The sequence below is a fragment of the Escherichia sp. MOD1-EC5189 genome (assembly GCF_002966045.1).
In the GTDB taxonomy this organism is placed as follows: domain Bacteria; phylum Pseudomonadota; class Gammaproteobacteria; order Enterobacterales; family Enterobacteriaceae; genus Escherichia; species Escherichia coli_F.
On record NZ_PTRX01000088.1, the window covers coordinates 1 to 1,490 of the forward strand.

Below are 1,490 nucleotides of genomic sequence, written 5' to 3' on the forward strand. Positions count from 1 at the left end.
ATTGGATTTCTCATCCGTCTTGATCTGTCCGATGACCAGACTGTGCATTGTTGAGAACGCACTAATGACATGAATCGATCCCCTGCGGCGACTCTCGTCATAAGAGTGCCGGAGCGTTTGTCCATCTATTGCGATGACGTCTTTATCATCTGAAGAATGGCAATCTCGCATCCAGTTAATAAAGCACTCGTGAAATTTTGCAGGACTGATACAGGGATACAACTCTGGCAATGGTATCGTGAACAGGAATACCATTATCAAAATCACCATATTGCTTCAAAAAATCGAGATGTGTTTCCCAAAAATCCTCTATATCTTCCCAGCCTTCTGCACCCGAAATAACGGCACAAATAGTCAACAGTAGAATATCCGATAATTTATGTTCCACTTTCCAGGCTTGTCTGTAATCGGGGATAATAGAAATATGTCCCATCAATTTTTTAAGTTCCATTTTGTTCTCCTTAATTATGTAAGGAGTATTTGATCATGTATAAGCAATAAAAAACAGCTTTAGGTAATGAGGAATATCTCAATTTTTAAACATAAAATGCGAATTGTCTAGTACAAAAAAGCAGCGTTACGTGATCTTTCCTTGGCTAAACAGGTAGTTAAAGGAATGAATGTCGGGATATCCGGTGTATTGAAAGAAGCGTAAAAATAAAAGCTGGGGAGATTTAATTCCTCACCCGGCTTTATTTTAATCGCCTGGTTTTTCCCAATACTTTATTTTTTCCATTTCTCTTTCGATATCATCCATATCATCATCGCCTAGTTCGTTATTAAATTTCTCCGTTATAATCATTCTTATATGTGCAAGACGATGAGTTATTTTATTTCTATCAATAAATCCAGTGGTTTCTTTGCAATAAGCAATTTCATTATTAATCATATTATCATCACTTTGAGAATGATAATAATAGCGGGCTATGTCTCTAAGAGAAATCAGCAAATAATTAATTTCACTTAGAACAGACAATGCCTCCTCTCCAGTTAACACGATGTTTTTATTGTCTTTATGCATATTATTTCCGCTTGGTGATTTTTGCATTATCAGAAAGAGTGATATCACCTTTTGCAGTCAATTCATCGGTGTGATATCGTGGATTAGTTATCCATTCAAGCTGTTCATTTGGAACATCAGTTTCAACATAATCACGTCCACGGCCCGGTTTAATTTGATATTTAGTTTCAACTTCGACTTGACTTAATGGTTTTTTACTAGCCGGTTCAAGATACACTCTATTATTATCTTTTGCCAATATTTTACCTGTTTTACCAATCTCGGTTGAACCTTTACGATTAGTATAATGCCGCACACGAGTAGTTCCATTACAGAGCTCTTTTTTTAATCCGAGTGGATCGCTATATTTCAGCGGATTGGGCGCATATTGGTATAAGTTTAACCCGCCTCTTAGCCCTATCGGGTCCGTTACCATGAACCGCCCGACATCCGGATCATAGTACCTGTGCAGATTGTAATGCAGCCCTGT

The 1,490-nt window shown here is 37.4% G+C and carries 2 protein-coding genes and 1 pseudogene; all 3 read right to left on the bottom strand.

Annotated elements, in window-relative coordinates:
• A pseudogene (locus ATB02_RS25610) lies at nt 1–451 on the bottom strand (ISAs1 family transposase); the annotation flags it as partial.
• 246 nt (nt 452–697) lie between these two features.
• A complete protein-coding gene (locus ATB02_RS25615) occupies nt 698–1,021 on the bottom strand; it encodes a hypothetical protein (RefSeq protein ID WP_105272411.1) in 324 nt (107 codons plus the stop codon).
• Nucleotide 1,022: 1 nt separating this feature from the next.
• Nucleotides 1,023–1,490: RHS repeat-associated core domain-containing protein (locus tag ATB02_RS25620; RefSeq protein ID WP_157945219.1), on the bottom strand; the 468-nt coding region annotated here is incomplete at its 5' end.

Bases quoted from the DNA above. Each gene is read 5' to 3' on its own strand.
- ATB02_RS25615 (WP_105272411.1), bottom strand. From the start codon at position 1,021: ATGCATAAAGACAATAAAAACATCGTGTTAACTGGAGAGGAGGCATTG.